This is a genomic window from Patescibacteria group bacterium, assembly GCA_018896645.1.
GTDB lineage: Bacteria > Patescibacteriota > Patescibacteriia > UBA2591 > JABMQE01 > JAHIMF01.
This window is the reverse complement of record JAHIMF010000033.1, coordinates 22,541-31,759: the sequence shown is the minus strand read 5'-3', so window position 1 is coordinate 31,759 and position 9,219 is coordinate 22,541. Positions and strand designations below refer to the sequence as shown.

The following is a 9,219-nucleotide window of genomic DNA, read 5'->3' as shown; positions in this document are numbered from 1 at the left end:
CGTTGAATATAAAAATTATTGCGGATAATCAAGTTGATATAAAATTTGGCACTGGCGCGGTTGGCGTGACGCCAGCGCATAGCCAAATTGATTATGAAATGTATAATCAATGCAAAGCTCAAAATAATCCAATTAATCTAATTTCTGTTATTGGCGAGGATGGCAGAATGAACAAAAATGCTGGGATTGAATATGAAGGTTTGAGAGTAAAAGAAGCGCGAGAAAAGTTTATAGAATATCTAAGAAAAAATGGATTGATTGAGAAAGAAGAAAAGATTACGCAAAATGTTGGAACGTCGGACAGGTTTAAGGATCCTGTTGAAGTTTTGCCTATGGAACAATGGTTTGTTGATGTGAACAAGGATATTCCCGGGCGCGATAAAAGCTTAAAGGATTTGATGCGGGACGCGGTGACTGTTGGGCACAGGGGTGACCCGAAGCAGAAGGTAAAAATTACGCCTAAAAGATTTGAAAAAAGTTATTTGCAGTGGATTGATAATTTGCGGGATTGGTGCATATCTAGACAGATTTGGTGGGGACATCGGATACCGGTGTGGTATAGCGACAAGAAAACAAGAAAACAAGAAAACAAGAAAACAAACGAGTCAGTGGAAATTACTTATTATGTTCATGGGACAACGGTTGACAACGAGAATGATAAAGCTTCGGGGCAGTATGATGTTGAATTGTCAAAATTGGGTATAAAGCAATCCAAAGAATTAAAAAAGTTAACTAAAGATAAAAAATTTGATGTTGTTTTTTGCTCTGATTTGAAGCGGGCGGTTGATTCTGCAGAAATGGCTTTTGGCGGAAAATTTAAGATTATAAAAGATAAAAGATTACGAGAATGCGACTATGGCGACATGACAGGGTGCGACAACAAAAAAGTAGAGGCAATAGAAAAAGAGATTATTGATACACCCTTTCCTGGTGGCGAAAGTTATAGAGAAGTCGAAGAAAGAATAAAAAACTTTTTTAAAGACGTACAGAATAAATATAAAGGTAAAAAAATAGCGATTATTGCTCACAAAGCGCCACAATTAGCGTTGGAGGTTTTACTAAACGATAAAACTTGGGAGAAAGCGATTGATGAGGATTGGCGAAAGAAGAAGGCCTGGCAACCTGGCTGGGAATATATTTCAAACAACTCAAATAGTGCCTGCGTAGATATCTACGTAGGAGATAGATCACCCAAAGGTGACGATTGGGAACAAGACCCGGACACCCTTGATACTTGGTTTTCTTCTGGGCTTTGGACTTTTAGCACATTGGGCTGGCCGAATGAAACAAGTGACTTGAAAAAGTTTCATCCAACTACTTTTATGCAGATGGGGTATGAAATTTTGTTTTTCTGGATGGCGCGGATGATTTTGATGAGCACTTATGGGCTTAATGAGATTCCATTTAAAGATGTTTATATCCATGGGATGTTAAGAAACGAGAAGGGCAAAAAGTTTTCAAAGTCGGACAAAACCGGGACCGACCCGCTTGAACTGATTGAACAATACGGGACTGACGCCTTGCGATTGAGTTTGCTTTTAGGAACTACGGCGGGAAACGACAGCAAGTTTTATGAGGAGAAAATGCGGGGATCAAGGAATTTTGTAAATAAACTATGGAATGTCTCAAGATTCATTTTGATGAGTGTGGATGAAGATAAAGAAACAAGAAACAAGAAACAAGAAACAAGGGGTGATGCGAATTTTAAAAATTTAAGCCTGTCAGATAAGTGGATTTTGTCGGAGTTGAACATAGTTATCCGTGAGGTGACAAAGGCGATGGATGAATTTCAGTTTTCACGCGCCGGGGAAACGCTTTATGAATTTACTTGGACAAAATTAGCGGATTGGTATTTGGAGATTTCCAAGGTTGAGACCGGCAAAGACGGGATTTTGATTTATATTTTGACGAATCTTTTGAAACTTTGGCATCCGTTTGCGCCGTTTGTGACGGAGACTATTTGGCAGCAATTAATGCCATTGGAGTTACCAGCAAGGGCTGGTGACTCGCGCCCCCAGGGCCGACCAGAAGCCCTTGCTTCTGGTCAGGGTTTGTTGATGGTTCAAAAATGGCCAAAAGCTGATGAGAAGTTGATTGACGCGAAAAGCGCGGCTGAATTTGAAAAATTTCAAGAATTGGTGACGACTATCAGAAATAAACGAGCCGATAAAAAGATTGAGCCAAGAGAAATTATTAAGGTTGGGGTGAAATCTGGGAAATATGAAAAATTAGTTAAGGGACAAAAAGGAGTGATTGAAAGATTGGGACGGTGCGAGATAGCGGAAAAAGGTGAGATTGAAATATAACCGAGTTACAAAAACACCATTCGATTTCACTCAAGGCAGGCAAAATTTCACAAAAAAGAAAACCCCTCGTCGTAGCGCAAACACTGGCGAGGAGTTTTTTTTGTAAATTGAAGTATAATCTATAATTTAGACCTAAATTTTTAGTAGCAAACGCGGTTAGAATAATTTTGCCAATTTTTTTTGACTTCTCTAACAGCCACAATCATATAAGGAGACTTTGAGCTGGGAAAATTACCCAAATAAATGATTGAGTCCTTTATAAAAAGTTTTGCAATACTCGTCCCTCAATTTCTTGTTTCTCAATTTCTTTATTTCTACACTACAACCCAATCGTTCTCTCCACCTCCGCCACGCTCGTAACCCCATCCAAAACCCTCAGGAGCCCATCCTGAGCCATGGTTATCATGCCATTTTCAACGGCTGTTACTTGCAAGTCAGCATCATTAACCTTGCCTTGATTAATCATATCAGTAATTTCTTTGTTCCTAGTCAAGGCTTCATAGATGCCAATCCGGCCGTGGTAACCAAGGTTATCACATTGGCTACAGCCCTTGCCTGTATAGAATTTTAAATTATCCATATCAATCCCCTCTTTGTCTTTGGGCGGCAGGCTCTTTAAAATTTTTTTAATTTTTTCTAAAGTTTCCGGATTTGGTTTGTCTTCAACTTTACATTTTTTACAAATTCGGCGACAGAGTCGTTGGCCAATTACTGCGTTAAGGGCTGGAGCCAGGAGGAAGGGTTTAACGCCCATAGCCAGCAGGCGCGGCACAGAAGCAGCGGCATTATTAGTATGCAGGGTAGAGATTACTAAGTGCCCGGTGAGGGCAGCATTGATGGCAATTTCCGCCGTTTCTAAATCGCGGATTTCACCAACCATGACAATATCAGGGTCTTGCCTTAAAATCGAACGCAGGCCATTAGCAAAAGTGTAATCTTTACTTTTATCAACCTGTGATTGGTTAATGCCTTTTAATTTATACTCAACCGGATCTTCCAAGGTGATGATTTTCGTGCCAGGTTGATTAAGATTGTTAAGAATAGCATAAAGAGTGGTGGTTTTACCACTACCGGTCGGACCGGTGGTGAGGATCATACCATTAGTTTTTTTAATTTCTTGCTCCATTCGCTTAAAGGCTTCGCCCCGAAGGCCCAGATCTTCAAAGGCCAAACCCATGGCTGAAGACATTAGAAGCCGCATGACCACGCTTTCGCCATAAGCGGTTGGCAGGCAGGAAACCCGGACGTCAACTTTATCTTTAGTTAAGGTAATAGTAAAACGACCGTCTTGGGGCTTGCTAGTAATATTGAGCTTAAGTCCGGAAAAGAGTTTGATCCTGGAAATGATTTTTGGCCAGGATTCATAAGGGAGACGGGCTATATCCTGTAATACCCCGTCAATACGGTAACGGAGCTTAACTGCATTTTCTTCAGCTTCAATATGAATATCCGAAGCCCGGGATTGGATAGCGCCAGCAATAACCAAAGCCATGAAATCAGTCAGGGGCACTTCTTTGATGAGACCAGCCAGATCTTTAAAGGTTTTTATTTTGGTTTTTAAATTGTTTAGATCCCGTTCTTCAATAGTCACCTGGCCCTTGGATTTTTTTATCTTTGGGAGCAAACTATAAAGCGCCATGGCTTTGTCAAAACTGTCTTGAGAAATAAGATGCAGGTTTACCCGAAGACCATGGTCTTTTTTTATTTGTTCGGATATTTCTTGCACCTTGGGATCAGCGGGGTCCACGGCGCCAAGCTTAACTTCGTTGATTGAGGTTAAAAAACAAACTGCCCGGGCTTCTTCGGCTTTTTGTTTAGGAATTAGGTTTAAGGCTTCGGGCATCACTCCTCCTTTTTGGAGGTTAGCATAACCATACCCGAGTTTTTCAGCTCGGGTTTTAATTTCTTGCTCAAGCTCCCCACCCTTTATTGCCTGCAGTTTTTTCTGCAACTTTTCCGTGGCCGTATCATCATCGCTGGGCTTTTTTAATTTTGAAGATTTTAGAAGCTCTTCAATAGATGGAGACATAGTTTTTTGTTTATTATTTACTATTTATTATTTACTGTTCCTTTTTATCCTAATGTTGTTTTTGTTATTTTGTCTTGAATAGTAAATAGTAAATAATAAATAGTAAATTTTACCGTCCCCAGTCCGGTTCTTCTTTAGTACCCCCCTTATGTTGAATATAACCATAAGCTTGCAAAGCGGCTTTGGCGCCCTCGCCAGCAGAGATTACAATTTGTTTATACGGCGCATCAGTAACATCGCCGGCCGCGAAAATTCCCGGCACATTAGTCTGGCAATTTTCATCAGTAACAATTTCATTTTTTTCATTCAATTTAATCAACCCCTCCAGCCAATCAGTTTTTGCTTCATAACCGATTTCTACAAACACTCCATCAACTTTTATTTCTTGCGAGCTGCCTTTTTTAGTTTCAGCCACAATAATTGATTCAACCTTATCTTTGCCGTTTATTTTTTTGATTGCTGAATTTAAGATAATTTTAACATTTTTAGCTCTTTGGATTTTTTTTTGGAGAACAGCTTCAGCTCTGAATTTGTCCCGACGATGGATAAGATAAACCTGTTTAGCAATCCCAGCCAAAAAGTCAGCGGCATCAAGACCGGAATTGCCCCCGCCCGCAACCGCCACGATTTTATTTCTAAACAAAGGCCCATCGCAGGTAGCGCAATAAACCACGCCCTTGCCGGTAAATTTCTTTTCACCTGGAACACCCAGCTTTCTGGGGATTAGGCCAAAAGCTAAAATTACAGTTTTGGTTTTGTGGTTTGTTTTGTGAGTTTTAACAATAAAGACATTGTTTTGGGGTTTGATGCTCTTGACTTCTCCTGATTGGATAACAGCGCCAAAACTTTCTGCCTGTTGTCTGAACTTTTGCATGAGCAGGAGGCCGTTTGGTTCATCTGGAACGCCCGGATAGTTTTCGATTTCCGTGGCCACGGCTGTCTGCCCGCCAATATCCTTGGACAGAATTAAGGTTTTTAGGTTGCGCCTGGCCGCATAAAGCCCGGCTGTTAGGCCGGCGGCGCCGGCGCCGACGATTATTGCGTCGTATGTCATAAAATTTTTATATATTCATATGGCCACTCATCATTTGTGGGCATAGATAGGGTTAATAAAGCAGTTAATAAAGTTAATAAGAAGACGGCATGTTTTACAAATCCATTAGCTTTATTAACTCTATTAACAATTTATTAACTCATAGCTGTTAAAAGACGTCAAATCATGAAAATCTTAATAATATAAAACCAATTATATTCCCATTATTTTCTCCAATTTTTCAACCAGCGCCTCCTTACTCTGCGCCCCAGCCATCGTTTCAACCGGCTCTCCGCCTTTAAAAATTATTAAAGTTGGAATGCTCATGACATTATATTTGCCCGCGGTTTCCGGCGCCTCATCAACATTAAGCTTGCCGATTTTTACTTTTTTATCTTTCATCTCTTCTGCCAGCTCCTCAATAATTGGATGCATCATTTGGCAGGGTCCGCACCAATCAGCAAAAAAGTCCACGAGCACTGGTGTTTCACTTTTAATTACTTCTTGTTCAAAATTTTGGTCAGTGAATTGCATAGAAAAGTTATGGGTTATTATTAGGAGATGCTAATACCATTGTATCGTTTTTGGATGGTTTAGTCAATTGCATCTTTTAACAACTTGCTCTGAAAATCATAGGCCGCGCGAGCAGAAACATGCAAACGTTTCATCATACTGATTTCTTGAGTGATTAAACGGAGCAGGTGTATTTGCTGTTCATTTTTATTTTTGGAATATTTTAAGTAAAGCAAGTGGTCTTGATTGATGTAAATTAAGTTGCCCTCGCTCACTGCTTCGGGCCCTTGTTCGCCAAGATGAGCGAAAGCGCAAGAAACGCCAAAATCTTTCAACCGAATCCGTCTCATTAAAGTCTTCTCAATTTCTGGTTTATTCTCCTCCTCTTTTGACTTATTCACTTTATCCTTGTCTCCACTGCCCTGCGCTTTCATTTCTTCGGCTTTCTCCGCTTCTCTGTTCTTTGTTATTTTCACGCCCTGCAAGTTTAAGCCGAGTTTTTTTCGCTGCCGCAGGGCTTTACCGCTTGGCACTAAATCAGGATTCATTTTAAGAGCCTGACGGATATGGGATAAAGCTTCGTGCAGAGCTTTGTTCATCTTTTTTAGATCTCGAGTGTCTCGCTCCTTTTTAAGGATTTTTAAAACTTTCTCCAGCTCGGCTTTCATTAAGTTATAAAATATTTTATATTCAGGAGAATCAATTATAAATTCGCTTCGGCCCGAGGTAATTGGCAGGAAATCCGCTTCAATTGAACCGGTGATTCGTCTCAGTCCAATTTCATGAGATTTTTCTAAACCAAATAGTTCTCGTTTGATAAGGGCGCCTTTGACCCGGCATTCAATGCCTGGCTTATCAACCTGTTGAGCATTGAGAGTAATGATAATTTCGCCTTCAATCAGACCGTAAATTGTTTTGTGCTTAATTGGGAGATGACGGCCAGCCACTGATTTTAAAGTCAAGCGATGGTTATTAACAAAAACTATAAATTTTTTAGCTCTTAAAGGTACGGCGTCAATCAAATGCTGTCTGGCGTCGGCAACACTGAATTCTTTTTTTAATTCAGTTAAAATTACTCTTGTGCCACCTATATCCAAAGGCGAAGCCGGAACTTTTTCAATTGGCAAATCCCATTTGTCGCCTGATTCCCAGTCCTTTTTATTAAAAATTACCTGATAAGTATGTTTGCCTTTTCTGGCTTGAATCTCAAATTTATCAGCCACAGCCAAAGCCGCAAATTTGCCAATTCCAAACTCGCCAATCCGCTTGCGGCCAAATTTTGGAGAAACCGAGTGGACCCGTTTTTCCGGGGAACCGATATTAAAATATTGAGCCAATCCTTTTTCGTTCATGCCGCTTCCATTGTCTTCCACCTCTATTCGGCTGGGAGTAATTGTTACATAAACTTCAGTGGCGTCGGCATCATAAGCATTGTTGACTAATTCCCGAAGAAGCTCAATGCTTTCCACATACATTTTTTCGCCCAGAGTTAAAAGGTGGCTTTTATCTACAGTAACTGTGATGAATGATTTTTTAGGTTTTTTGGTGAACATTCAATGTAAATAATTGATAATTAATAATTGCTGGGTGGATGTTTTTAGATTATCTTTTTTGGAGGTTTTAGTCAATAAAAAAAGAAAAGTCCTCTCACGAAAGAACCCATGAAAGGACTAGGACTGTTAATCCACTTTTTGTGTCTCGTTACACCCACTCAATAAGCTTTTCAGCCGCTTCTCGTAGTTTCATGATTTGTTCACGGGCTTTGGCGTCATCTTCCCCATGCCAGAAAATGCCATAATGAGGACTAAGCCTAAAAATTCGGTTGTTGTCTAACACACATCTTATCCAATGCTCACAACCAACGTACCCAAACCGCTCAAAAGGGCATCCTCCACAAAAGCTATTGTATTCTAAACATAAAGAGCAGGGAACAGCTATGATCCACTCTCCAGCTTTTTTGTTTAGCACAGCCTGACTAGGATCAAATCTTTTATCCAACTGTTTTCGAAATTTTTCTGGAATCTGCACTCGCAAATCTTGCTTGTCTGGCATCACTGCCTCCTTTTTGATTTAGAGTTTGAATTATTAAAATGATCTTGACAACACTCGCATTAAAACCACCTCAATTATATGTAAGTTTTATTTAAATGTCAACCCTATCTCCTTGTTTTTAGCTAATCTTAGGGCTTCAACGGATCCAACTCCTCTGGCCATTTTCCTAAAGTCACATTTTTTGAAAGCTGAATGCCATTTCTGTAAATCCTTAAGCTAATCAGCGTGTTTGCTTGATATTTTTGAATTATATCAGCCAAAGGATTGTTTTCATCAATTTTAATGCCATTAATTTCCAGAATTAAATCATCTTTTTGAAGACCCGCGCTCTCGGCTGGTGAATTTGGCAAAATGCCATTATACTTGTTGTCTTCATCATTAGTTAAGTAAGCCCCGTAGTTATAAGGCAAATTAAGCTGGTTTTTTAATTCGTCGTTAACTGGCACATAATAAACCCCTAACCAAGCAGGCTCATACCGGCCGGTTTTTTGATAAAACTCAATCATGGGTTTGGCGCGATGAATTGGCAGAGCAAAATTTATGGCCCTGGCGCTTTCATCCATGGCTGTGGTAATGCCAATAACCTCGCCTTTGATATTGATCAATGGCCCGCCACTGCTACCGTTATTGATCATAGCGTCAGTTTGGATTAAATCAGTTAATTGTTCCCATTTGCCATTGTCGCCAGCAACAAAGGCCCTGGTAAGACCGCTAACCACGCCGCGAGTTACGGTTTTACTAAATTCGCCTTTAGCATAACCAATTGCTAAAACTGTTTGCCCGAGCTTTAAAGCTTTAGAATCGCCTAATTTGGCAGGCATCAAGCCCTTGGCGTCAATTTTTAACAAAGCCAAATCATTAATCGGGCTTTTAACGTCTATTTCGGCTCCAAATACAGTTTTGTCATTAACTATTATTTTATAAGCATTGCCTTTATTTAGGACGTGTTTGTTAGTTAAAATCAATCCTTCTTTTGAAATAATAATTCCAGTTGCCTTGCCCTTTTCCTGGCTAATTGTTAAATTTTCAGTTTTGGTTTCCTGACTAACAATAATTTCCACCACTGATTTATTAACAGTCTCTACGGCGTCCATAATCGCCTCTTCCTCAAAATAACGGATTATTTCCTCGGCCCGGGCTATTGGCGCGAGTTTGTAGAGGACCTTGGCTATTGGCAAGGGATTTTGGATGATTAAAAACAGGATAAGAATTGTTAATAATAATGAGGCTAAATTTTTGGGCAATACTTTTTTCATAAAGCTAAAGACTTAAAAATTAGATAGCTT

Annotated in this window: 7 protein-coding genes; 1 reads left to right on the top strand and 6 read right to left on the bottom strand. The window is 39.9% G+C overall.

The window, feature by feature from the left end:
• On the top strand, positions 1-2,306 hold a 2,306-nt coding region (locus tag KKD20_02415; GenBank protein ID MBU4331956.1), incomplete at its 5' end, for a class I tRNA ligase family protein.
• A gap of 319 nt (positions 2,307-2,625) precedes the next feature.
• Here KKD20_02415 and KKD20_02410 read toward each other — a convergent pair.
• The 6 genes from KKD20_02410 to KKD20_02385 form a co-directional block, all read right to left on the bottom strand.
• Entirely contained in the window at positions 2,626-4,335 is a 1,710-nt protein-coding gene (locus KKD20_02410; protein MBU4331955.1) for a GspE/PulE family protein, read from the bottom strand.
• A gap of 109 nt (positions 4,336-4,444) precedes the next feature.
• Positions 4,445-5,389 (bottom strand): thioredoxin-disulfide reductase, encoded by a 945-nt coding sequence (gene trxB, locus KKD20_02405; protein MBU4331954.1) that lies wholly within the window; start codon positions 5,387-5,389, stop codon positions 4,445-4,447.
• A gap of 192 nt (positions 5,390-5,581) precedes the next feature.
• The gene (trxA, locus tag KKD20_02400) at positions 5,582-5,902 is read right to left on the bottom strand and encodes a thioredoxin (GenBank protein MBU4331953.1); all 321 of its coding nucleotides are present in this window, start codon (positions 5,900-5,902) and stop codon (positions 5,582-5,584) included.
• 59 nt (positions 5,903-5,961) lie between these two features.
• Complete coding sequence (locus KKD20_02395; GenBank protein MBU4331952.1) at positions 5,962-7,434, bottom strand: ATP-binding protein; 1,473 nt, start codon at positions 7,432-7,434, stop codon at positions 5,962-5,964.
• Positions 7,435-7,582: 148 nt separating this feature from the next.
• Positions 7,583-7,933, bottom strand: coding sequence for a hypothetical protein (locus tag KKD20_02390; GenBank protein ID MBU4331951.1), 351 nt, complete (start codon positions 7,931-7,933; stop codon positions 7,583-7,585).
• A 128-nt stretch (positions 7,934-8,061) separates the two neighbouring features.
• Positions 8,062-9,189, bottom strand: a complete 1,128-nt coding sequence (locus KKD20_02385) for a S1C family serine protease (GenBank protein ID MBU4331950.1) — start codon at positions 9,187-9,189, stop codon at positions 8,062-8,064.
• Positions 9,190-9,219 lie beyond the last annotated feature (30 nt).

Bases quoted from the DNA above. Each gene is read 5' to 3' on its own strand.
- KKD20_02395 (MBU4331952.1), bottom strand. From the start codon at position 7,434: ATGTTCACCAAAAAACCTAAAAAATCATTCATCACAGTTACTGTAGAT.
- KKD20_02385 (MBU4331950.1), bottom strand. From the start codon at position 9,189: ATGAAAAAAGTATTGCCCAAAAATTTAGCCTCATTATTATTAACAATT.
- KKD20_02410 (MBU4331955.1), bottom strand. From the start codon at position 4,335: ATGTCTCCATCTATTGAAGAGCTTCTAAAATCTTCAAAATTAAAAAAG.
- KKD20_02390 (MBU4331951.1), bottom strand. From the start codon at position 7,933: ATGCCAGACAAGCAAGATTTGCGAGTGCAGATTCCAGAAAAATTTCGA.
- trxA (MBU4331953.1), bottom strand. From the start codon at position 5,902: ATGCAATTCACTGACCAAAATTTTGAACAAGAAGTAATTAAAAGTGAA.
- trxB (MBU4331954.1), bottom strand. From the start codon at position 5,389: ATGACATACGACGCAATAATCGTCGGCGCCGGCGCCGCCGGCCTAACA.